At 67.6% G+C, this 19,759-nt stretch carries 23 protein-coding genes and 2 tRNA genes; 13 read left to right on the forward strand and 12 right to left on the reverse strand.

From position 1 onward, the window contains the following. Positions 1 to 47 precede the first annotated feature (47 nt). The 5 genes from AC1D0A_RS04355 (at position 48) to AC1D0A_RS04375 (ending at position 3,346) form a co-directional block, all read left to right on the forward strand. Positions 48 to 257 (forward strand): hypothetical protein, encoded by a 210-nt coding sequence (locus tag AC1D0A_RS04355; protein ID WP_018773403.1) that lies wholly within the window; start codon positions 48 to 50, stop codon positions 255 to 257. A 109-nt stretch (positions 258 to 366) separates the two neighbouring features. Then, positions 367 to 1,164 carry an HNH endonuclease family protein gene (locus AC1D0A_RS04360; RefSeq protein WP_476945259.1) on the forward strand — a complete coding sequence of 266 codons (798 nt, stop codon included), beginning with the start codon at positions 367 to 369 and terminating at the stop codon, positions 1,162 to 1,164. Between the two features lie 109 nt (positions 1,165 to 1,273). Beyond that, complete coding sequence (gene ppk2, locus AC1D0A_RS04365; protein WP_243177198.1) at positions 1,274 to 2,146, forward strand: polyphosphate kinase 2; 873 nt, start codon at positions 1,274 to 1,276, stop codon at positions 2,144 to 2,146. A 30-nt stretch (positions 2,147 to 2,176) separates the two neighbouring features. Then, positions 2,177 to 2,635, forward strand: coding sequence for a DUF1579 family protein (locus tag AC1D0A_RS04370; protein ID WP_476945260.1), 459 nt, complete (start codon positions 2,177 to 2,179; stop codon positions 2,633 to 2,635). 9 nt (positions 2,636 to 2,644) lie between these two features. Beyond that, complete coding sequence (locus AC1D0A_RS04375; RefSeq protein WP_243177200.1) at positions 2,645 to 3,346, forward strand: alpha/beta fold hydrolase; 702 nt, start codon at positions 2,645 to 2,647, stop codon at positions 3,344 to 3,346. A 162-nt stretch (positions 3,347 to 3,508) separates the two neighbouring features. On the opposite strand, the gene def is transcribed toward AC1D0A_RS04375, so the two are convergent. From def to orn, 4 genes are all read right to left on the reverse strand, one after another. Next, positions 3,509 to 4,081 (reverse strand): peptide deformylase, encoded by a 573-nt coding sequence (def, locus tag AC1D0A_RS04380; RefSeq protein WP_476945261.1) that lies wholly within the window; start codon positions 4,079 to 4,081, stop codon positions 3,509 to 3,511. A gap of 40 nt (positions 4,082 to 4,121) precedes the next feature. Then, the gene (locus AC1D0A_RS04385) at positions 4,122 to 5,276 is read right to left on the reverse strand and encodes an acyl-CoA dehydrogenase family protein (protein ID WP_476945262.1); all 1,155 of its coding nucleotides are present in this window, start codon (positions 5,274 to 5,276) and stop codon (positions 4,122 to 4,124) included. 93 nt (positions 5,277 to 5,369) lie between these two features. Continuing rightward, positions 5,370 to 5,442: transfer RNA gene (locus tag AC1D0A_RS04390), tRNA-His, on the reverse strand. 201 nt (positions 5,443 to 5,643) lie between these two features. After that, positions 5,644 to 6,276: an oligoribonuclease gene (gene orn / locus AC1D0A_RS04395; RefSeq protein WP_308197202.1), complete on the reverse strand. Its 633-nt coding sequence runs from the start codon at positions 6,274 to 6,276 to the stop codon at positions 5,644 to 5,646. Positions 6,277 to 6,444: 168 nt separating this feature from the next. Between orn and mptB the strand changes: the two genes are divergently transcribed. Beyond that, entirely contained in the window at positions 6,445 to 8,070 is a 1,626-nt protein-coding gene (mptB, locus tag AC1D0A_RS04400; protein ID WP_476945263.1) for a polyprenol phosphomannose-dependent alpha 1,6 mannosyltransferase MptB, read from the forward strand. A gap of 12 nt (positions 8,071 to 8,082) precedes the next feature. Here the strand turns inward: mptB and AC1D0A_RS04405 are convergent, their stop codons facing one another. Further along, the gene (locus AC1D0A_RS04405; RefSeq protein WP_243177204.1) at positions 8,083 to 8,766 is read right to left on the reverse strand and encodes a DNA alkylation repair protein; all 684 of its coding nucleotides are present in this window, start codon (positions 8,764 to 8,766) and stop codon (positions 8,083 to 8,085) included. A gap of 78 nt (positions 8,767 to 8,844) precedes the next feature. On the opposite strand from AC1D0A_RS04405, the gene map reads away from it, so the two are divergent. Beyond that, positions 8,845 to 9,612, forward strand: a complete 768-nt coding sequence (map, locus tag AC1D0A_RS04410) for a type I methionyl aminopeptidase (RefSeq protein WP_459385064.1) — start codon at positions 8,845 to 8,847, stop codon at positions 9,610 to 9,612. Here the strand turns inward: map and AC1D0A_RS04415 are convergent. Next, a complete protein-coding gene (locus tag AC1D0A_RS04415; RefSeq protein ID WP_476945264.1) occupies positions 9,609 to 10,271 on the reverse strand; it encodes a GNAT family N-acetyltransferase in 663 nt (220 codons plus the stop codon). The genes map and AC1D0A_RS04415 overlap by 4 nt on opposite strands. Positions 10,272 to 10,302: 31 nt before the next feature. Continuing rightward, positions 10,303 to 10,818 (reverse strand): LapA family protein, encoded by a 516-nt coding sequence (locus AC1D0A_RS04420; RefSeq protein WP_243177207.1) that lies wholly within the window; start codon positions 10,816 to 10,818, stop codon positions 10,303 to 10,305. Between the two features lie 317 nt (positions 10,819 to 11,135). On the opposite strand from AC1D0A_RS04420, the gene AC1D0A_RS04425 reads away from it, so the two are divergent. Next, on the forward strand, positions 11,136 to 12,152 hold the full coding sequence (locus AC1D0A_RS04425) for a magnesium and cobalt transport protein CorA (protein WP_243177208.1): 1,017 nt from the start codon (positions 11,136 to 11,138) through the stop codon (positions 12,150 to 12,152). Positions 12,153 to 12,228: 76 nt separating this feature from the next. Here AC1D0A_RS04425 and AC1D0A_RS04430 read toward each other — a convergent pair. Next, positions 12,229 to 12,301: transfer RNA gene (locus AC1D0A_RS04430), tRNA-Arg, on the reverse strand. A 245-nt stretch (positions 12,302 to 12,546) separates the two neighbouring features. On the opposite strand from AC1D0A_RS04430, the gene AC1D0A_RS04435 reads away from it, so the two are divergent. Next, positions 12,547 to 13,113, forward strand: a complete 567-nt coding sequence (locus tag AC1D0A_RS04435) for a single-stranded DNA-binding protein (RefSeq protein ID WP_476943961.1) — start codon at positions 12,547 to 12,549, stop codon at positions 13,111 to 13,113. A 268-nt stretch (positions 13,114 to 13,381) separates the two neighbouring features. Here the strand turns inward: AC1D0A_RS04435 and AC1D0A_RS04440 are convergent, their stop codons facing one another. Beyond that, positions 13,382 to 13,522 (reverse strand): hypothetical protein, encoded by a 141-nt coding sequence (locus AC1D0A_RS04440; RefSeq protein ID WP_476945265.1) that lies wholly within the window; start codon positions 13,520 to 13,522, stop codon positions 13,382 to 13,384. Between the two features lie 141 nt (positions 13,523 to 13,663). On the opposite strand from AC1D0A_RS04440, the gene AC1D0A_RS04445 reads away from it, so the two are divergent. Together AC1D0A_RS04445 and ettA are read left to right on the forward strand one after the other, a co-directional pair. Beyond that, entirely contained in the window at positions 13,664 to 13,804 is a 141-nt protein-coding gene (locus AC1D0A_RS04445; RefSeq protein ID WP_243177211.1) for a DUF6993 domain-containing protein, read from the forward strand. Between the two features lie 83 nt (positions 13,805 to 13,887). Further along, entirely contained in the window at positions 13,888 to 15,570 is a 1,683-nt protein-coding gene (gene ettA, locus AC1D0A_RS04450; protein WP_026266424.1) for an energy-dependent translational throttle protein EttA, read from the forward strand. 190 nt (positions 15,571 to 15,760) lie between these two features. Here the strand turns inward: ettA and AC1D0A_RS04455 are convergent, their stop codons facing one another. Further along, entirely contained in the window at positions 15,761 to 16,723 is a 963-nt protein-coding gene (locus AC1D0A_RS04455; protein WP_243177212.1) for an acyl-CoA thioesterase, read from the reverse strand. 62 nt (positions 16,724 to 16,785) lie between these two features. Between AC1D0A_RS04455 and AC1D0A_RS04460 the strand changes: the two genes are divergently transcribed. Next, positions 16,786 to 17,445 (forward strand): DUF8185 domain-containing protein, encoded by a 660-nt coding sequence (locus AC1D0A_RS04460; RefSeq protein WP_476943959.1) that lies wholly within the window; start codon positions 16,786 to 16,788, stop codon positions 17,443 to 17,445. 22 nt (positions 17,446 to 17,467) lie between these two features. Here AC1D0A_RS04460 and AC1D0A_RS04465 read toward each other — a convergent pair whose 3' ends face one another. Continuing rightward, the gene (locus tag AC1D0A_RS04465) at positions 17,468 to 17,926 is read right to left on the reverse strand and encodes a globin (RefSeq protein WP_476943958.1); all 459 of its coding nucleotides are present in this window, start codon (positions 17,924 to 17,926) and stop codon (positions 17,468 to 17,470) included. A 4-nt stretch (positions 17,927 to 17,930) separates the two neighbouring features. Continuing rightward, the gene (locus AC1D0A_RS04470; RefSeq protein WP_243177215.1) at positions 17,931 to 18,590 is read right to left on the reverse strand and encodes a mechanosensitive ion channel family protein; all 660 of its coding nucleotides are present in this window, start codon (positions 18,588 to 18,590) and stop codon (positions 17,931 to 17,933) included. Positions 18,591 to 18,727: 137 nt separating this feature from the next. Here AC1D0A_RS04470 and AC1D0A_RS04475 point away from each other — a divergent pair, with 137 nt between their 5' ends. Beyond that, on the forward strand, positions 18,728 to 19,753 hold the full coding sequence (locus AC1D0A_RS04475; RefSeq protein WP_476945266.1) for an NAD-dependent epimerase/dehydratase family protein: 1,026 nt from the start codon (positions 18,728 to 18,730) through the stop codon (positions 19,751 to 19,753). The last annotated feature ends 6 nt before the right edge of the window (positions 19,754 to 19,759 follow it).

Below are 19,759 nucleotides of genomic sequence, written 5' to 3' on the forward strand. Positions count from 1 at the left end.
CGGCCGATGCACTGGAATCGGCCGGGAAAGGGAACCACAATGGAGCCATGGAACCGAACCCGGCTGTTGAACACGAGACCACCCTGGAACACGCGCTGGACGTCGCGCGGAGCAACGCGAAAGAAGCGAAGCGGCTGCTGGACGACGCCCTCGTCAAACGCCAGTCCGGTGAAGTCAACGACGACCGGGTGACCCAGCTCCAGGGCCTGCTGGATCTGGCCAACGAAGACCTGAAACGGGTCACACGGGAGCAATAGGCCCCCGCGTTCCGCCACCGGTCCCCAACACTGTGGACAACCGCCCGAGTGGCGTGGCGTCCGCATAGGCTCAGGGCGTGCAGCCAAAACGCCGCGAGCGGCCGCCCACATGAGCGCCACCTGGATGGATTTCCGCCGCGCCCGCCGCCACTCCCGCCAGGCCTGGATCCTCCTTGCCGCAGCCGGCCTGGCCGTCCTGGGCGGCCTGGTCTGGTTCTTCACGGCCGGCCAGTTTTCCGCTGCGGAGCCGCAAATCGCCGGCCCCCGCGAGGCCCCCGTCATTGCCCGAGGGTGGATGAACGCGGTGGACGCCGTCCGGGCAGTGCCGCAGGGAAACGCTGCCGCACTGCTCGACACCCTCGCGGTCAAGGGACGGTCGGCAAAGAACAACTATGACCGGGGTGCCTTCGGCCAGGCATGGCTCGACGTCGACCGCAACGGCTGCGATACGCGCAACGATATCCTCCGCCGCGACCTGGCGGCCGCCGAATTCGTCAGCGGCTCCCGCTGCCAGGTGGCCGGCGGCACGTTCCAGGAACCGTACACCGGCCGCACGATCGTTTTCCGGCGCGGCGCCGAAACCAGTGCTGCGGTGCAGATCGACCACGTCGTGGCGCTGGGAGACGCGTGGCAAAAAGGCGCCCAGCAGCTCACCGCGCAGCAGCGCGAACACCTGGCCAACGATCCCCTCAACCTGATCGCCGTCGACGGTCCCGCCAACCAGGACAAGAGTGCCTCCGACGCCGCCACCTGGCTGCCGCCAAACAAGGCTTTCCGCTGCCACTACGTCGCCCGCCAAATTTCGGTCAAGGCGGCCTACCGGCTGTGGGTCACGGCGGCAGAGAAGGAGGCGATGAAACGGATCCTGGCCTCGTGCCCAGGGCAACAGACGATCGTGCCGCGCTGACGCGCCCTTCGCAGTTTCCGGGCTGGAGGACCCTTGCAGCCGTTCTGCTGCCCGGCGACAATGGGCGCGGTGGGACAAACCGCGCGCCCCAAATGCTGGAACGGAAGCCATGGCACATCGCACGCACAATTCAGGCAAGGGGCACGCCGGCCACAAGAAGGGCTCCGCACGGCGGCCGGCCCGGCTCGACGCCGGACTCTACAAGGCCGAACTTCTGCGGCTCCAGGCAGAACTGGTTGCCCTCCAGGAGTGGGTCCGGAGCACCGGGGCGCGGGTCCTCATCATCTTCGAGGGTCGGGATGCAGCCGGTAAGGGGAGTGCTATCAAGCGGGTCACCGAGTACCTGAATCCGCGGTTTGCCCGGATAGTCGCGTTGCCGGCGCCGACGGAGCGCGAACGCGGTGAATGGTACTTCCAGCGCTATGTGGCGCATCTGCCCGCCGCCGGGGAAATCGTCCTGATGGACCGCTCCTGGTACAACCGCGCCGGCGTCGAACACGTGATGGGCTTTTGCACCCCGGCGGAGCACAAACGCTTCATGGCCCAGTGCCCGGTTTTTGAACGGCTCCTCATCCAGGACGGCATCCTTGTCTTCAAGTACTGGTTCTCGATCAGCCATGGGGAACAGGAGCGGCGGTTCAAATCCCGGCTGGATGATCCCATGCGGCAATGGAAGCTCTCGCCGATGGACCGGGAGGCAATCCTGCGCTGGGAAGACTACTCGCGGGCCAAGGACGACATGTTCGTGCAGACAGACACCGCGGATTCACCCTGGTACGTGGTGGAAGCCGAAGACAAACGCCGGGCACGGATCAACCTCATCGCCCACCTGCTCTCCAGCATCGATTACACCGAAGTACGGACCGAGCCGGTGACCCTTCCGGAACGGCCGAAGGCCGTCAACTACACGCGCCCGCCGCGGGAACTGTTCCGCTATGTCCCGGACTTCGCGGCGAGATTCGAAAAGCCGGCCGCGGACTGAGCAGGATCGGTTGGTTCAGTAGACTGCCGCATGGACATTGTGAAATGCGTGACACCGTTCCTTGGCACCTGGCATGGACAAAACCGCTTGCGGCTCATGCCCACGGACGACTACAAGGCTTCGGCGGCCACCGCCACGGTGACGGTGACCGCCGCACACTTCGCGAGTGTCGCCTACACCTGGTCAGACGGTGAGAGCCAGCAGGAAGGCCTCCTGATCCTGGCCGGCGGCGCGTCCGGCGCGGATCCCGCCACCGCTGTGTGGCTGGACTCCTGGCACACGGGCAAGGCGCTGATGCAGTTTTCCGGGACCGTGGGCGGCGACGGCGTCCTCCGGCTCAACGGCTCCTATGCGGCGCCGACCGGCCCGGACTGGGGCTGGCAGATCCACCTGCACCCGGCGGACGGCCCGGGCGGACGCATCACCATGCACAACCTGGTCCCGGGCGAGGACCCGTATCAGGTGGTGGAGCTGGTACTCGACCGGTAGGGTACCGGCATGGACATCATCCTCGTACCCGGATTCTGGTTGGACGCCTCGTCGTGGGCTGACGTCACCCCGCCGCTGACCGCGGCCGGGCACAAGGTCCACCCGTTGACGCTGCCGGGCCTGGAGTCGGCCGATGCGCCGCGCGCCGGGATCGGCCTGCGCACCCACATCGACGCCGTGGTGGCGAAGATCGATTCCTTCGACGCGCCGGTGGTCCTGGTGGGCCACTCCGGCGGCGGGGCCATCATCCATGGCGCCGTCGATGCCCGCCCGGACCGGGTGGCCCGGGCTGTCTACGTGGACAGCGGACCGCTGGGGGAGGGCGGGGTCATCAATGACGAACTCCCGGCCGACGGCGACGAGGTGCCGCTGCCGCCGTGGGAGCTTTTCGAGGACGCGGACCTCACCGACCTGACCGACGAGCTGCGCGCCATGTTCCGTGCCCGTGCCATCCCGCAGCCGCGCGGCGTGGCCCAGGACCGGCAGCAGCTCTCGGATGAACGCCGCTTCGAGGTTCCGGTCACCGTCATCGCCTGCGAATTCCCGTCCTCGATGCTGACGGAAATGGTTGCCGGCGGCCACCCGTATGTGGCGGAGCTCGGACGGATCCGCCAGGTCGACTACGTGGACCTGCCTACAGGACACTGGCCGCAGTTCACCAGGCCGGCAGAGCTCGGAGCCGCGATCCTGGCCGCCGTCGACCGGACCTAAAGGAACTGGCCGGCCGGGTCACTGCTGACCCGGGAAATCCCGCCGAAATTCCCCACCTTTGGGACCCGCCGCCGGCTCGTCCCGCCAAACCGCCGGCGATTTCCTGCGCGTCGGCGTCAAACGTGGGGAAAGTCCGCGTGCAGCAGCGCCTAACTGCCGCCGTCAGTGGCCGAACGGGTCCGGGTCTACTCCCGGCATCCAGGTCAGGCCGGGAACGCCCCAGCCGCTGCGCTTGGCCTGCTTCATGGCCCGGCGGGCATAGCGGTCAATGAGCCGGTTGACGTAGAGCTTGCCGTCGAGGTGGTCGTACTCGTGCTGGATGACCCGGGCGAACCAGCCGGTCGCCTCGAATTCCACCGGCTTCCCGTCACCGTCGAAGCCCTGGACCCTCGCCCATTCGGCCCGCTTGAGCGGATACTGTCCGCCGGGGAAGGACAGACAGCCTTCCTCTTCCTCGTCGGGGTCCGGCAGCGCGCCGGAAATCTTCGAAAGTGTCAGGACAGGATTGACCACGACGCCGGTGGGCGCGGCGCCGTCGTCGTTGTCGTACTTGTACACGAAGAGCCGCTTGCCGACCCCCACCTGGGGGGCCGCCAGCCCGACGCCGTTGGCGGCGTCGTTGGTCTCGAACATGTCGGCGATCAGGGTGCGGAGCTCGTCGTCGAAGACGTCGACTTCAGCGGCCCGGCGGTGCAGCACGGGCTCGCCCCAGATCGTGATGGGCAGGACGGTCATATCAGGAAAGTTCCTCGGATGCAGGTGGAGTCGGGGCGTCTCAGCCGGCGATGGTGCGGCCGACGACGTCGCGCATGATTTCGTTGGTGCCGCCGAAGATCGTCAGCAGCCGGGCGGCGAGGTAGGCCTGGGCCACCGGGTATTCCATGATGTAGCCGTACCCGCCGTGCAGCTGCAGGCAACGGTCCGTGACGGACTTGGCGCGCTCGGACGCCCACAGTTTGGCACGGGCAGCGCCTGCGGCGTCGAGCTCTCCGGCGTTGAACGCCAGGATGGCCTGGTCCACGTACGCTTCGGTGACCTCGACCTCCGTGAGGAGGTCGGCGAGTTCGAAGCGGCTGTTCTGGAAATCGATGATTCGCTCGCCGAACGCGTTGCGGTCCTTCGTGTAGCGGACAGTCGCCTCGTAGGTGGCGCGCACGACGGCGGAGCTTGCCACGGCGATCGCCAGCCGGCCCTGGGGGAGCTGTTCGGCCGCGTACTGCAGGCCCTTGCCTTCCTCGCCGACGAGGTCCGCGTGCGGGACGCGGACGTTGTCGAAGAACAGCTCGGCCGTGTCGGAGGCCTTGAGGCCCATCTTGTCCAGTTGCTTGCCGGTGTTGTAGCCCTCACCCTTCTGGACCATGAAGAGCGAGAACGAGTCGCGGTTTCCGCGTCCGGTGCCGCCGTCAGTGCGGGCCAGGACGAGGGAGGCGTCGCCGGAGATGCCGTTGCCGATAAACGTTTTCTGGCCAGTGATCAGCCAGTCGTCGCCGTCGCGGACCGCCTTGGTGCGGATGCCGCGCAGGTCGGAGCCGGCCCCCGGTTCGGTCCAGGCGACCGAGGTGATCTTTTCGCCCGAGACCATGCCCGGGAGCCAGCGGGCCTTGAGGTCATCGGAGCCGTAGGCCAGCAGGTGGGGGAGGACCATGTCATCGTGCAGGTGGAACGCCAGGCCGACCGCGAGGTGGTTGCTCTTGGCGAATTCTTCGTCCAGCACTGTCCGGAATCGGTAGTCGGACATCCCCATGCCGCCGAACTCTTCCGGCACGGCCAGGCCCAGCAGGCCCTGCTCGCCGGCAGCGGACCACAGTTCCCGGGGCATCATGTGGTCCTCGTCCCACTGGGTGTAGTGGGGAGCGACCGCACGCGCGTTGAACTCGGCGGCCATCTCACGGAACATCTCGTGGTCTTCTTCAAACAGCTTGCGCTTCACTGCGATTCCTTCCAATACAGACAACAAAGGCCGCACCGGATAACCGGTGCGGCCTTTGGAAAAGGTCGGACAATCACTGCCGTCCTTCATGAGGGTGAGCGACGGGGGTTGAACCCGCGACCTCCTGGACCACAACCAGGCGCTCTGCCAACTGAGCTACGCCCACCATGTGCCATATCACGCCCTCCGGCGAACCGGCTGGCTGGAAAGGCAACGACAAATAGCTTACCTGCTGTTTGGGGGTGGTTTTGCCACTTTTGCGATTTTCGCCGAAATTTCCGCGAAACGTGGCGCAGATTACTTTTCCGCGCCACGTCCCCGGCGACGTTTCATAGGCTCTGCTGCGCGGAGGGGAGGTGTGCGGGCGCTACTCCGCCGGGGTGGGCTCGGCTGCTTCGCCGCCCATGACGCGCTTGGCGATCCGCTGCGCCGTGGCACTGTCCGGGCCCGGCGCGGGGACAAATACGGCCTCGCGGTAATACCGGAGTTCGTCGATGGAGTCCTTGATGTCGCCGAGCGCCCGGTGGCCGCCCAGCTTGGCCGGGGACTGGAAGTAGGCCCGGGCAAACCAGCGGCGGGAGAGTTCCTTGATGGTGCTCACATCGATGACCCGGTAGTGCAGGTGCTCCACCACGTCGGGCATGTCGCGGACAAGGAACACGCGGTCGGTGCCCACCGAGTTGCCGCCGAGCGGGGCCTTCCGGGGATCCGGCACCCATTTCTTGATGTAGGCGAGCACGGCTGCCTGCGCTTCGGCCATCGTCTTGCCGTGCGGAAGCTCCGCCAGCAGGCCGGACCGTGTGTGCATGTCGCGGACAAAGTCGTTCATCTGGGCCAGCGCGGCGTCGTCGGGCTTGATCACGACGTCGACGCCGTCCCCCAGGATGTTGAGCTCCGAATCGGTCACCAGGGCGGCCACCTCGATAAGGGCGTCATTCTTGGTGTCCAGGCCGGTCATTTCGCAGTCGATCCAGACGATGCGTTCGTTAGTAATAGGCACCCGCCCAGCCTACCGTTCCGACGTCACAGAGCCGTCCGGTGCTAGGATTTCGAATACGCGGCCGCCGAATTATTTCGGCACTTATTTCTTCGACGCGGCGCCCCGGGCCGGACACTGCGGCCGGCTGTGGGCGGAATTGTGGCCCACAACAGATTGGACGATCCTGACATGACGGCGCCTGTGCCTGCGGCGGGGGAAACGGCTGCCGGTACGTCCCGCCCGTCCACGTCCCGCCCTTCTGCGGCCGGCCGGACCGCGCTCACCCCGGCTGCGGCCTCCCCTGAGGGGGAAGGGGCCGTCGGCGACGTCGATAACCCGCGGTCCCCGATCCTTGCCGGGTTCCTGGGCTCGCTGTTCATGACTATCGGTTCGGTCGGCGTCGGCTGGCTTGCCCCCGCATCCGAACTCCGCCGAGTCCCGCTGTTCATCTGGATGCGCACCGAGGCCCTCGGCGTCGCCCTCTGCATTGTCCTGCTGGCCTTCGGCGGCATGCTGCTTGTCCGCGCCTGGCTGCGGCTCGGCCAGCGCGTCCGGGTCTGGGGGGCCGGGGCCCGCAAGGCCACGCTCCAAGCGACGGTGGCGTGGGGGCTGCCGCTAATGTTCTCTGTGCCGCTGTTCAGCCGCGACGTCTACGCGTACATCGGCCAGGGCCGGCTCATGGTGGAGGGCTTCAACCCCTACGAAAACGGCATTTCGGCGCTGTCCAACTACTTCCAGCTGGGCGCCGACAGAATGTGGACCGAAGCTCCCGTCCCCTACGGGCAGCTGTTCCTGTGGATCGAACAGTTCGTGGTCTGGGCCACCAACGTGCACCCTGAAGGCAGCATCATGCTGTTCCGGATCGCGGCCCTGGTGGGCGTGGTCCTCTGCGTGATCTACGTGCCGAAACTGGCCGAACTGCACGGAGTGAACCCGAACCGGGCCCTGTGGCTGACGGCGGCCAACCCGCTGTTCCTCACCAACTTCATCGCCAGCGTCCACAACGACGCCCTCATGATCGGCCTGGCCCTGGCGGGCCTTTATTACTGCGCCACGCGCCGGGTCATCCTCGGAATCGTGCTGGTCACGCTCTCCATCTCGGTCAAGCCCATCACGGTGGTCTTCCTGCCGTTCATCGGCCTGCTCTGGGCGGGCAAGGGCGCCAGCTGGCCGCGCAAGTTCGTCTTCTGGGCCCTCACGGCCGGCATCAGTGTGGCCTTGCTGTATCTCATGAGCCGGGTCAATGGCTTCGGCTTCGGCTGGATTAACGGGCTGTCCGCCCCGGGCAGCATCTGGATCTGGTACGCGCCTGTTGGCCTGGTGGGCCTGATCGTGGCCTCCATCTCCAACGCCTTCGGGCTCGACGGCTGGGGACTGGCCAAGTGGGCGTTCGACGCCGGCAAGCTGCTCGCCGTCGGCATCGTCGCCTGGCAGATCTTCCGCGGCGACTACGACCGGCTGATGCGCCGGCTCACCCTGGCGTTCGCCGCCGTCGTGCTGCTGTCCCCGATGATCCAGTCCTGGTACATCGTCTGGCTCATCCCGCTCTTCGCCGTCACGGGCATCCGCGACGACTGGCAGGTCAAGGCGCTCTACTTCATCGTGTCCTTTTTCATGGTGTACGCGATCTCGGACCAGCTCGACGTCTTCCCGTACCTGCAGACCGCGGATCTGGGCCTGGCCCTGGCGCTGGCCCGCAACGCCGCGGCGATCATTGCGTTGCTGTTTGCGCTATACCTGATCTTCCTTGACCCGAAGACGAAGCTGCTGTTCACCAAGTCGGACGAGCCGGTCACCACGCGGCCGATCATCTAGGGCTGGTTCTGGCTAGGCCGCCAAGTTCCTGAGCGCTTCCTTGCGCGAGAGCGGACTGAGCCGGTCCGCATGCCGCCGCACAAACGCTTTCACCCAGGCCGGATCCGTCCTGCCGTACTGGCGCAGCGCCCACCCGATCGCCTTGCGGATGAAGAACTCCCGGTCCTCGAGGTTGGCCTCGATCACAGCGGCCAGGAGCTCCGTGTCCGTGGCGTCCTTCGCCCCCAGCTGTGCGGTGATCGCGGCCCGCCGGACCCAGAAGTCCTCGTCCCGGCTCCAGCGTTCGAGCACCGGCGTCAGTTCTGCCCGGTGGGCCTGCAACAGGGCGCCCAGCCGGTGGGCCACCCCGTCCACCAGGTCCCACCACGCTCCGGTGCGGATGATTTCCTCATAGAGGGCCAGCATGCCCAGTTCCCCGGCTGCCGGCTTGAGCCCCGTGAGCTCGATCGCGGCATAGCGTTCCTCACGGTGTCCGGCGTTGCGCCACAGCACAAGCACGGCGGACTGCAGCTCCGCCAGGGTGCCCGGCGGGTGGTCCGCGGCCGCGGCCCGGACAATGCTGCGAACCTCGGGAACCCGCACGCCCAGGGATGGCATCTGCGATTTCATGTAGGCCTGGGCCCCCGCGGCGCGGCCCGGATCGGCAGCAGCCTGGAGGCTGCCGCGGATCGCGTCAATCAGTTCCGTGGTGGTCATGAGGCCACTGTAGACACGCCGCGGCGGGCTTTAGAGTTGAAGCCAGCAAGCCGCGGCTCCGCGTCGGAAGGGAAAGCCATGTCCATGATCAAGAGTCCCGAAGAGATCGCTCTGATGCGCGAGGCCGGCCGGGTGGTCGCCACCACCCTCGCCCGGGTCCGGGAGGCGGCCGCCGTCGGCGTTTCGCTCAAGGAACTGGACGATGTCGCCGCGGCGTCAATCGCCGACGCGGGAGCCACCCCGGCGTTCCTGAACTACCGGCCGCGGTGGGCGTCCGTGCCGTTCCCGGGGGTCATCTGCACGTCCGTCAACGACGCCGTCGTGCACGGCATCCCCAACGAGTACCGGCTCCAGGACGGGGACCTCCTGAGCGTGGATTGCGGCGCGTTCCTGGCCGGGTGGTGCGGCGATGCGGCCGTCAGCTTCATCGTGGGGACCGTGGATCCGGTGGACCAGGCCCTCATCGACGCCACGGACGCCGCCCTGGCGAGGGGGATCGAAGCGGCAAGGATCGGGAACAAGATGGGGGATCTCGCCTATGCGATCGGCGGTGCAGCGCGCCGGGCAGGCTACGGGCTGCTCGCCGACCACGGCGGCCACGGGATCGGCCGGACCATGCACGCCGAGCCGCACGTGCCCAACGACGGGCGTCCCGGTCGCGGCATCAAATTGACCGAGGGCCTGGTCATCGCCATCGAGCCAATGCTGATTCTCGGCCGCAAGGACGACTACTACCATGACGACGACGAATGGACCCTCCGCTCAGCGAACGGCCGCCGCGCCGCGCACAGCGAACACACCGTGGCCATCACCGCCGACGGGCCGGTGATCCTGACCCTGCCCTAGCGCCCTCGGTCCCTGCCGGCCCGGGGCACCGTCAGGCGGACGACGGCGCGTCCCGGCACTGCGCCGCTGACCACTGTGCCGCTGACCAGCGTGAAGCCGGCCGCCGTGAAGCCGGCCGCCAAAAAGAGTCCCAGCGTGCCGTGGTAGAGGTCTGCCGGGCCGGCCTTGGGCCGTTGCGCGGGGTCGACCGGATAACCCTCTACCACCGTTGCGCCGTGGGCGGAGGCGTGTTCGACGGCGGCGGCAAGCAACGCCCCCGCCACGCCGGTGCGTCGGTGGTCAGGGGAGACTACAAAGCAACTGACGGACCACACTTGGTCCACGCCGGGATCCCGGGCGGCGTCAGGGGCCGACGCCAGCACGTTCGAGCGCAGGATCCTTGGGTAGCACCCGCGGGGCTCGACGGCGCACCAGCCCACCGGATTCCCGTCGCGGAAGGCCAGGACCCCGGGCGCCGGCTGGCCGCCGTCGAACTTGTCCCGCAACTGGTTCTTCCGCTCCTCCGGGGTGGACGCGGACCACTGCGGGCCGGTCCAGGCAAAGAACCGGCACCAGCATCGTGAGGGTTCGCCGCGCACGCCAAAGAGACGCTCGACGTCGGGCCAGTTCGCCGCGGCGGTGGTGATGGCTGCCTGGGCCCGGGGTTCTGCGTCGCGCATGGAAAGAGGGTAGCGCCTGGCGGCTTCAGCGTCAGCGCGTGCGCGTGCCCGGGCTGGCCTGGCGGCGGACGCGGTGCGCGGCGAGCCGGAGCTGGATGATGCGGGCGGCTCCGGCGATGGCGACCAGGACGCCGCCTCCGACGGCCGCGATGAACAAGGCGATGCCGAGCGGGACCGAGCCTTCGAGGCCAAAGAACTTCACCTGCACGTATTCCTGGTTCTGCAGGATGAAAGCGATCAGCAGGATCAGCACCACGAGCGCGCAGGCAACCGCGGCCCAGACCATTCCCGCACGGGTGACCTGGCGCGTGTCCGGAGCGGGCGCCGGCGCGGGAGCCTGAGCCGTGGGTTCCTCGGGCTGGGTGGTTTCGGCGCGCCCCGCCGTCGTGGCGGCCACATCCGTGCTGGTCGCGGCCACATCCATGCCGGGGCTCTGCTCGGCGGGCGCGGACGCGGGCGCGGGTGTGGCGTCACCGGACCCCGCGTACGGGGAGGTGGGGGCGTCGTCTGGATTGGTGGGGTCGAATCTGCGGGGTGTCTCGGTCATGGCGGCCGTACCTTTCGATTGCGGGCAGGGCGCACAGGCTATCCCTGCCAGCCTGCCAGTCCATTCAATACTAAGCGTGCTGAGGGCTGGCGGGGCTCAGGGCATAGGGTGTGCACGGTTCGGGCGCTCCGTCCCACGCCAGCAACCGTGCTTTGGCGGTCCCTGGCGGCCGCCGTCGGCGTCGTTCTCCCGGGCATTCTTTCCGGGGTCCTTCCCGGAAACCAGCGGCGCCCGCGGGGCAGTGCAGGCTGTTGGCACCGGCCCGGGGACGGTATAACGTCACAGCAAAGCGAATGCCTTGAAGAGGAGGCGCGGCCGTGACGATTATTGACAACGCCGTCTATGTGGACGGTCACCGGACCGCCGACCCGGAAGGACTCGAGGAGACATACTTTCTGCTGCGGCAGCGCCAGGGCATGGCCTGGATCGGGCTCTACCGGCCCGAAGCCCAGGAACTGCGCTCCGTGGCCGAGGAATTTGACCTGAGCCACCTGGCCGTAGAGGACGCGCTCGCCGGCCACCAGCGGGCCAAGCTGGAGCACTATGGCGAGACGTTGTTCCTGGTGCTGCGGCCCGCGCGGTACCTGGACGACGTGGAAAAGGTCGAGTTCGGCGAGATCCATGTGTTTTCCGGACCGGACTTTGTAGTGACTGTCCGCCGGGCGGAGTCTCCCGACCTGGCCCGGGTGCGCCGGCGGATGGAGTCCGAGCCGGAGTTCCTGGCGCTCGGACCGGATGCGGTGTTGTACGCGATCCTGGACCAGGTGGTGGACGAGTACGAGCCCGTGGCGGCAGGGCTGGAAAACGATATCGATGAAATCGAAGACGACCTGTTCGCTGCCGACCCCGGCGTATCGCGCAGGATCTATGAACTCTCCCGCCAGGTCATCACGTTTCAGCGTGCCACGGCCCCGCTGGCCGGAATCTTGCAGAGCCTCATGGGCGGCGGACCGGACGGCGTGCCGGATCCCGAACTGCAGGATCATTTCCGCGACGTCCTGGACCACGCCATCAGGCTGGGGGAGCGGGTGTCTGCCTTCCGGGCGTTGCTGCAGAACGCGCTGGCCGTCAACGCGGCCCTCGTTGCCCAGCGGCAGAACGACGAAATGCGGCTCCTGACGGAGTCGAGCTTCGCCCAGAACGAGCAGGTCAAGCGGATCTCGTCGTGGGCTGCCATCTTGTTTGCGCCGACGTTGATCGCCTCGATTTACGGCATGAACTTCCGCGACATGCCCGAGCTCGACTGGATCTTCGGCTATCCGATGGCACTCGCGCTCATGCTCGGCATGGGCGGGATCCTGTTCCTGACGTTCAAACACAACAAGTGGATCTGATGGTCTGGTTGAAATAGGAGCTGACATTGGAAGCGGCCCTGACCGTGCGTTGTCGCAGGTCAGAGCCGCTCTCTTGTGCCCCAGGAGGGAATCGAACCCCCGACCGGCGGATTAGAAGGCCGCTGCTCTATCCCCTGAGCTACTGGGGCGCGCTGGCTCCCACCGGCTGCTGCCGGTGACGCCTCAAAAAGTTTACAGTGCCTGACGGCCGGTGGAGGTCAACGCCCGGCAGGTGGCCGGTCCTGCCGGCCCTGACTTCTCCCCAACACGGTCCCCACACCGTTGCCGGCAGCCGGTTATCCACATGGCACAGCCGGGTCCTCCCCGGCCACGGTCCACGGCGGGATGCTGGAACTGCCCGGCAGGGCACGACAATTCGAGACAGGACATGAGAATGAGCGACAACATTACGGTCCGTGGCTTCGTCGCCTCGGAGATCAGAAGCTCGACCACACCCGGTGGCGTGGCCACGGCGTCCTTCCGGTTCGGCGCCACCGAGCGCCGCTACGACCGCGGCTCCAGCACCTGGGTGGATGGCAACACCAACTGGTTCACCGTCCAGGGATACCGGCAACTGGCCGGCAACATTGGCTGCAGCATCAAGAAGGGCCAGCGGGTCATCGTGGTAGGCAGGCTGAAGATGCGGAGCTGGGAGAAGGACGGCAGGGTCTACCACGTCGCCGAAATTGACGCGGAGTCAGTTGGCCACGACCTCATGTGGGGCTCTGCGAACTTCACGCGCTCAGCCGCAGCCGGAAGCCAGGCGGCCGCCGGACCCGGTTCCCCAGACGCGCCCGGTAGCGGCGACGGCGACGGCGGCGGACCGCAGAGCCTGCCAGGGGACGACGACGGGGACGGCGACCACGGTGCCGACCACCACGCGAGCTTCAGCCATGACGAGAGCGGTGAGGAGGAGGAGGTGGACCAGGAAACCGGAGAACTGAAAGGGGCCGCAGCCTGAATCCGCAGGACCGGCGGGCAGCGCCGTGGGCGCCGGGACTGGTCACCGGAACGCCGGAACGGGGCACTGCCGCGTGGCAGAATTGCCCGATGCAACACGCCAGGATCGTTGCGGGACGGGCGGCGCCCACCCGCACCGCGGGAGGGGCCGCCCGTCGCGTCGGCTGGGCCGCTCCGGCCGCCGCAACCTTGGTGCTCCTGCTTTCAGCCTTCGCCTGTGCGACGCCGGCCGGTAGCAGCGGAGCTATGGCCTCTGAAGCCGCGGACTCTCAGGGGACACCTTCCGCAACGTCCCCGGCACCGACAGCCACTGCGTCGCCGGCACCGACAGCCACTGCGTCGCCGGCACCGGCATCCACGACGTCGCCGCTGGCGAACCCCGACCTGAAACCCGACAGGGAATCCGCCATGAAGTCCACGGTCGAGGCGGTCCTGAACGCCGCCATCCGCGGCGGCAGTCAGCCCGAAACGGCGGGCATCCGCGCGTCGTTGGTTAAGGCAGGGATTCCGGCCGACGCTGTGGAAGTCACAGCCGGGCGGACGCCCACGGCATGGCTGTCGACGCCGTCGAGGCCGGAGTGCGCGACGGCAACGACTGCATCGTGGCCCAGATCCGCACCGGCACCGTCACCGTCGCTGTGCTGCTGCCGGGTCTGGCCTCCGGGGGCTGCCTCGTGGGCGTCCGGGACTGAGCCGAACCCTCGAACGCCGTTAAGTGGCCGATCCGGGCTCACGGAATGTGAGTTATCCCGCCCGAACCACTAGATTTGTAGGCATGGCGGAATTTATCTACACAATGACCAAGGCCCGTAAGGCTGTCGGCGAAAAACTCATCCTCGATGACGTAAGCATGTCCTTCTTCCCGGGGGCCAAGATTGGCGTTGTCGGCCCGAATGGTGCCGGTAAGTCCACCATTCTCAAGATCATGGCCGGCCTGGACACTCCCTCCAACGGTGAGGCCCGGCTCAGCCCCGGCTACACGGTAGGCATCCTGCTGCAGGAGCCGCCGCTGAACGAAGACAAGACCGTCCTGGGCAACGTCCAGGAAGGCGTCGGCGAAATCTACGGCAAGATCCAGCGCTTTAACGCGATCTCCGAGGAAATGGCCAGCCCCGACGCTGACTACGATGCCCTCCTCGAGGAAATGGGACAGCTGCAGGAAGCGATCGACGCTGCCGACGCCTGGGACATCGATTCCCAGCTGGAACAGGCTATGGACGCACTGCGCTGCCCGCCCGCCGACGCCGACGTCACCCTGCTCTCCGGTGGTGAGCGCCGCCGCGTCGCGCTGTGCAAGCTCCTGCTGCAGAAGCCGGACCTGTTGCTCCTCGACGAGCCCACCAACCACCTTGACGCCGAGAGCGTGCTGTGGCTGGAACAGCACCTCTCCAGCTACTCCGGTGCCGTCCTTGCCGTAACCCACGACCGGTACTTCCTCGACCACGTGGCCGAGTGGATCGCCGAAGTGGACCGCGGCCACCTGTACCCGTACGAGGGCAACTACTCCACGTACCTGGAGAAGAAGCGCGCCCGCCTGGAAGTCCAGGGCAAGAAGGACGCTAAGCAGGCCAAGCGCCTGACCGAGGAACTCGAATGGGTCCGGTCCAACGCCAAGGGACGCCAGACCAAGTCCAAGGCCCGTCTGGCCCGCTACGAGGAAATGGCTGCCGAGGCAGACCGTACCCGCAAGCTCGACTTCGAAGAGATCCAGATCCCGCCGGGCCCGCGCCTGGGCGGACTCGTGCTGGAGGCCAAGGGTCTCCAGAAGGGCTTCGATGACCGCACCCTGATCGATGGACTGTCCTTCAGCCTGCCCCGCAACGGCATCGTCGGCGTCATCGGTCCCAACGGCGTCGGCAAGTCCACCCTCTTCAAGACCATCGTGGGCCTGGAACCGCTCGACGGCGGCGAACTGAAGATCGGCGATTCCGTCAAGATCTCCTACGCCGACCAGAGCCGCGGCGGCATCGACCCGAACAAGACCCTGTGGGAAGTCGTGTCCGACGGCCTCGACTACATCCAGGTCGGCCACGTCGAAATGCCGTCCCGCGCCTACGTGGCCGCTTTCGGCTTCAAAGGCCCGGACCAGCAGAAGAAGGCCGGGGTGCTCTCCGGTGGTGAGCGCAACCGCCTCAACCTGGCGCTGACCCTCAAGCAGGGTGGCAACCTGCTGCTCCTCGACGAACCGACCAACGACCTCGACGTCGAAACCCTCAGCAGCCTCGAAAACGCCCTGCTCGAATTCCCGGGCTGCGCCGTCGTCGTCTCGCACGACCGCTGGTTCCTTGACCGGGTGGCCACCCACATCCTCGCCTACGAAGGCGACGAGGAGAACCCGTCCAAGTGGTACTGGTTCGAGGGCAACTTCGAATCCTACGAGGAGAACAAGGTCGAGCGCCTGGGCCCGGATGCGGCCAAGCCGCACCGGGTAACCCACCGCCGCCTCACCCGCGACTAAGCCCGCAAGACTTACAGCGCCGCGAAAAAGCCGGCTCCCGCCTGAACTGTTTCAGGGGGAGCCGGCTTTTTGTGTGCGGTGGGCCTGTGCGCCGAGGACGCCGTGTGCCGAGGACACCGTGTCCCAGCCGCCGGACGGGGGAGTACTGGCAGCCCTTGGCCTTGCGGATCAGGTGCTGCAGCGCCCTCGGTCAGACGGCGGCCTGCACGGCGCCCTTCGCGGTGTTCTTCAGGTCGGTGTTTTTGAAGTCGTTCGGGACGCGGATCATGCCTTCCTGGGCCACCGTCGCCACGTGCCGGCCGTCCCGGCTGAAGATTTTGCCCGTCGCGAGGCCCCGTGCGCCCTGGGCGCTGGGCGATTCCTGGACGTACAGGAGCCACTCGTCGACCCTGACCGGCCGGTGCCACCACATGGCGTGGTCCAGGCTTGCCACGGACATCCCCGGCGTAATCCAGCTCATGCCGTGCCTGCGGAGGATGGATTCGAGCAAGGTGTAGTCGCTCGCGTAGGCCAGGGCCGCCCGGTGCAGGCCGGCGTCGTCGGGCATCGGGCCGAAGGTCTTCATCCACACGGCGTTGCGGGCCTCCCGCGGTCCCTTGGCCGAGACATACAGCGCCGGATCGACGTGGCGGATATCGAACGGCCGCTCGTAGGCCCAGTGCCGGGCCACGGGGTGATCGAACTTGCCCAGCAGGTCGGCCGTGCTCGGCAGCGATTCGGGGTCCGGGATCCCGGCGGGCATCTCGGACTGGTGCTCGATCCCCTCGTCCTCGGCCTGGAAGGACGCGATCATCGACAGGATGGGCATGCCCTCCTGATAGGCGTGGACCCGGCGGGCCGAGAACGACCGCCCGTCGCGCAGGCGCTGCACACCGAAGGTGATCGGCTTGTTGGCGTCTCCGGGCCGGAGGAAGTAACCGTGCATGGAGTGCACGCTGCGGTCCGGATCGACGGTGCGGCTGCCGGCTATCAGGGACTGCGCCAGCACCTGGCCGCCAAAGACGCGCTGCTTGGGCTGTTGCTGGGAGGGACCCATGAAGATGTCCTCGTCCGTCCGGGCGCCCTCGAGCTCGCCGAGGTTGAGAAGTTGGATGAGCGAGGAGGTGGGGTCCTGGGTCGGGAGCCCCAAGAGTCCGGCTTCGGCTTCAGTCATGGTCTGACTCTAGACGGCGTCCAGCGCCGCTCCAAAGAAGCGCAGCCGGTAGAGTCAGTAGTGTGTCTGATGTCCTAACCCAGCCCCTGCAGTTCACCGATCCCCGCGACCTCGACGACCTGCGCACCTTCGCGACGCGCGCCAAGTCCATTGACGACGGCGCCATCCGGCTCCAGGCCGCTGGCCCCGTCCTGGCCGCCTACGTCTGCGTCCTGCGGCCCCGGCTCCTGGGCGAATCCACCCCCACCATCCTGGGCCTGCGGACCATGGCGCTGGCACAGCCGGCGGACACTGACGTGACAGTGCCGCTGTCCGCCGTGCTGGACCGCCTGGCACGGGCGGGGGAGCACGACGTCGAACTTCCCGTCCCGCCGGTGACCGTCAGCGAGTCGTGGGCCGGGATCGGCGCGCCGCGCGCCGGCTGGGAACTGCTCGGCACCGTCCAGGACACCGCCCTGCGGACCGCAGCGGAGGCCGGGATCAGGGAGATCGCCGCGATCATTCCGGACAAGCCCGGTGCGTTGATCGTCAACAACGCCAGGGCAACGGTCTGGGGCCGGGAACTGCCCGACGCCGGCGGCCTGCCGGCCGGGGCCGCGTTCGCCGCGCTCACCCTGGGCTTCCTGGCAGAGGGCGAGCAACGGCTCTACCGGGCCGGGCGCTGGTTCCGGCTCAGCGGCACCCGCGGCCACGTGCTGGTCCGGACCGGCACCGGGCTCTAGGAAGCTCCGGCGCCCTCCGCGCTCAGCCCTCCGACGGGCTGTTCACCATGGACAGGGCTGCCCGCTCCATGTAGTCCCAGAGCGTACCCTCATACAGCGGCGGCAGCTCCAGGGCATCCACCGCGGCACGCATGTGGAACAGCCAGCGTTCCTTGGCCTCCGGTGTCACCCGGAACGGCATGTGGCGCATCCGCAGCCGCGGATGCCCGCGCTCCTCGCCGTACGTCGTCGGCCCGCCCCAGTACTGTTCCAGGAACATCAGGAAGCGCCGCTTGGCCGGGCCAAGGTCCTCTTCCGGGTACATGGCGCGCAACAGCGGATCTGTTGCGACGCCGTCGTAGAAGACATCGATGAGCTTCACGAAGGTCTCGTGGCCGCCCACGGCGTCATAGAAGTTGTCCGTGTAGCCGGGCTGGCTGAACGGATCGTTCTGCAGCAGCTGCCTGGGCTGGCTGGGTTCGCTGGCGCTGGGAATCGTCATTTCACTATTCTCCGGCCTTCTGCTGGGGTGCGCTGTCGGCCTCGTCTGCCGGGGACGTCTCGGGCGGAATGTACGTGCCCTGGGAGCGGTTGCCCACGCGCAGGATTTCGCCGTTGCGTAGGTACCAGATGGTGCCGTCGTCGGCCCGGACCCGGGTGATCCGCAGGTTCATGGCCTCGACTGTGCCCACCACCTCGGAAGTCTCGATGATGTCGCCAATGCCGTACTGGTCCTCGAAGGTAATGAAGATGCCGGCGAGGAAGTCGCGGATCAACTGCTGGGCACCGAAGCCGATGGCCACACCGAGGATCCCGACGCTCGTCAGGATGGGAGCCACGTCCACGTTCAGGTACTTGAGCACGTACACGATGGTGAGGACGGCGATCAGGACGCCGACCACGCTGCGGAGCAGTGCGCCGATTGTCTCTGCCCGCTGGACGCGGCGTTCGTGGTCCAGGGCGCGGAACGCCGGAGCGACCCAGCGGAAGTGCGACTTCTTGAAGAGTGTGCTGCCCGCCGCGACCCGTTTGGTGATTCCGGTGATCACGAAGGATGCCGCCAGCCACACGGCGACGCCGATGCCCAGGCTGATGAGGCCACCTGGCAGGTTGACAGCCGAGATGTCCGGTGCGGTGATTGGTTCGATGGTGGTCAGGCTGATCATCGGTGAGGGAAAACTCCTTGTTTACTGCAGCCCTGCTGCCGGCCGGCAGCAGGGCTGGGCGTCCGGAAAGGCGGCTTGCGTTCGCCGGGCGCATAACGCTCTGGTCTACTTCAACATTAGCGCCGTAGCGTGGCCCCATGCGCATCCTGGTCCTTGGCGGCACGGCCTTCCTGTCAACTGAAGTAGCCCGGCAGGCCCTCGCCGCCGGGCACGACGTCACATGCCTGGCCCGCGGTTCCGCCGCCGCGCCGCCCGACGGCGCCACCTGGCTGCGCGCGGACCGATCGCAGGGGAAGACCGCGTACGAAGGGGCCGCCGGCAGCGGCGCGTGGGACGCCGTCGTCGACGTCTCGCGGGACCCTGACCAGGCACGTGAGGCCCTCGAGACGCTGGCCGGCTCGGCCCGGCACTGGACTTTCATCTCCAGCTGCTCGGTCTACGCTGACAACTCAGTGGCCGCCGAGGCCGAAGACGCCCAGGTGCTCCCGCCGCTGGCTCCGGGCACGGAGCTGACCATGGAAAACTACGGCGAGGCCAAGTCCGCGATCGAGCACCTGACCCGGGAACTGGCAGGCGGCAAGGCGCACCTCTGCCGCGCCGGCCTGATCGGCGGACCCGGGGACGGCTCCGACCGCTACGGGTACTGGCCGGCCCGATTCGCCCGGGACAACGATCCCGTCCTGGTCCCGGACATCCCCGCCGACGCCACCCAGATCATCGACGTCCGCGATCTCGCTGCCTGGATCCTCACCGCCGCCGGGAACGGAACCACTGGGGCGCTGAACGCCGTCGGTGAGCCGGTGCCCTTTGCCGCCTATCTGGAGGAAGCCCGCCAGCTCGCCGACGCCGACTCCGAGGTGGTTGTCGCCCCCGAGGACTGGCTGGCGTCGCACGGTGCGAACTACTGGGCCGGCCCGGACTCGCTGCCGCTGTGGCTGCCGCCAGGCCACGAGGGCTTCTCGACCCGCAGCAACGATGCTGCCCGGACAGCAGGGCTGCGGCTCCGGCCCTGGATGGACACGCTGCGGGACACCCTGGCGGATGAACGCCGCCGCGGACTCGGCCGTGAACGCAAGGCCGGCATGAGCCCGGAGACGGAGCGCCGGCTGGTGTCCGAGTACCGGGCAGAGGCCTCGACCAGCCCGGCTGACGGCGCCGCCTGAAAACTA

Source organism: Arthrobacter sp. P1_D4 (assembly GCF_056406115.1).

Coding starts and splice junctions, on each gene's coding strand:
- AC1D0A_RS04355 (WP_018773403.1), top strand. CDS start 48: ATGGAACCGAACCCGGCTGTTGAACACGAGACCACCCTGGAACACGCG.
- AC1D0A_RS04360 (WP_476945259.1), top strand. CDS start 367: ATGAGCGCCACCTGGATGGATTTCCGCCGCGCCCGCCGCCACTCCCGC.
- ppk2 (WP_243177198.1), top strand. CDS start 1,274: ATGGCACATCGCACGCACAATTCAGGCAAGGGGCACGCCGGCCACAAG.
- AC1D0A_RS04370 (WP_476945260.1), top strand. CDS start 2,177: ATGGACATTGTGAAATGCGTGACACCGTTCCTTGGCACCTGGCATGGA.
- AC1D0A_RS04375 (WP_243177200.1), top strand. CDS start 2,645: ATGGACATCATCCTCGTACCCGGATTCTGGTTGGACGCCTCGTCGTGG.
- def (WP_476945261.1), bottom strand. CDS start 4,081: ATGACCGTCCTGCCCATCACGATCTGGGGCGAGCCCGTGCTGCACCGC.
- mptB (WP_476945263.1), top strand. CDS start 6,445: ATGACGGCGCCTGTGCCTGCGGCGGGGGAAACGGCTGCCGGTACGTCC.
- AC1D0A_RS04405 (WP_243177204.1), bottom strand. CDS start 8,766: ATGACCACCACGGAACTGATTGACGCGATCCGCGGCAGCCTCCAGGCT.
- map (WP_459385064.1), top strand. CDS start 8,845: ATGTCCATGATCAAGAGTCCCGAAGAGATCGCTCTGATGCGCGAGGCC.
- AC1D0A_RS04415 (WP_476945264.1), bottom strand. CDS start 10,271: ATGCGCGACGCAGAACCCCGGGCCCAGGCAGCCATCACCACCGCCGCG.
- AC1D0A_RS04420 (WP_243177207.1), bottom strand. CDS start 10,818: ATGACCGAGACACCCCGCAGATTCGACCCCACCAATCCAGACGACGCC.
- AC1D0A_RS04435 (WP_476943961.1), top strand. CDS start 12,547: ATGAGCGACAACATTACGGTCCGTGGCTTCGTCGCCTCGGAGATCAGA.
- AC1D0A_RS04440 (WP_476945265.1), bottom strand. CDS start 13,522: ATGGCGGATTCCCTGTCGGGTTTCAGGTCGGGGTTCGCCAGCGGCGAC.
- AC1D0A_RS04445 (WP_243177211.1), top strand. CDS start 13,664: ATGGCTGTCGACGCCGTCGAGGCCGGAGTGCGCGACGGCAACGACTGC.
- ettA (WP_026266424.1), top strand. CDS start 13,888: ATGGCGGAATTTATCTACACAATGACCAAGGCCCGTAAGGCTGTCGGC.
- AC1D0A_RS04455 (WP_243177212.1), bottom strand. CDS start 16,723: ATGACTGAAGCCGAAGCCGGACTCTTGGGGCTCCCGACCCAGGACCCC.
- AC1D0A_RS04465 (WP_476943958.1), bottom strand. CDS start 17,926: ATGACGATTCCCAGCGCCAGCGAACCCAGCCAGCCCAGGCAGCTGCTG.
- AC1D0A_RS04470 (WP_243177215.1), bottom strand. CDS start 18,590: ATGATCAGCCTGACCACCATCGAACCAATCACCGCACCGGACATCTCG.
- AC1D0A_RS04475 (WP_476945266.1), top strand. CDS start 18,728: ATGCGCATCCTGGTCCTTGGCGGCACGGCCTTCCTGTCAACTGAAGTA.